General features: G+C 55.6%; 1 pseudogene. It reads right to left on the bottom strand.

Annotation, left to right across the window (positions count from 1 at the left end):
* Positions 1-820, bottom strand: a pseudogene (locus FYK55_RS28745) (IS4 family transposase); the annotation flags it as partial.

Genomic DNA, 820 nt, shown 5'->3' on the forward strand with positions numbered 1-820 from the left:
GCCGGAAGTTCCGGATGCGTCTGGCGGTTCTTTTTCGTCGGTGTCCAGTCGTAGCGATACGTTTTGTGGTGTTTGCTTTGAGAGACCCGTTCGGCTTTCTTCCGCATTGATTGGAAATTCGATCGCTTCATGCGGAAAAGAAAGTCATGCCCGTGGCGGTTCGCGGCGTAGGCCACGCCGAAGATACTGAACCCTTTGTCGCCCATCACGATCGAACGCGAAGGCAGCTTTTCTAGACCATTGCAGGCTAACCGGGTCTCCGAAACCGCGTTCTCTCCGTACATCGGGCCGATTTCCGGAAGCAATGCACAGCCGCTGGAAAGCTCATGAAAGACCGTCAGTAGTGCGATCGGCCAAACGCCTTGCCCGTGCTGATTCGATGCCGGGGGGAATGCGACCTGAAGTTCCTTCTCCGGTGCCAGCGACAGTGTGGTCCCATCGATCATAAAGACGCGACGGTCATCAAAGGTTGGCTCGGTTGTCGCGATGATTCCGTTGGACACCTCGTCGGCAAACCAGTGGACGACCTCCAGTGGGAGCCGAGACCGTGCCACGCTGTACGAGCTGGAATTGGTCGAAAGCTTATCCTCGCGAAGCCGTTTGTTCTCGGGGAGATATTCGGGACATGTTTCGATCAGATGTTTGACCGCATTCTCCAACGAAGCATCCGGCCGAAGCCTTTGAAACACGAGCATCCACAGAACGACGCTTGCGGTGTAGACGGTATGGGCACGTTGCTCGAACATCTGATCGGCCTCTTGGAGATCGATCAAATTCCGCAGCAAGTCAAACGCACGATCGAATTCTGCCTCTTTGGCCG

It is taken from the genome of Roseiconus nitratireducens, from assembly GCF_008629675.1.
In the GTDB taxonomy this organism is placed as follows: Bacteria; Planctomycetota; Planctomycetia; order Pirellulales; family Pirellulaceae; genus Stieleria; species Stieleria nitratireducens.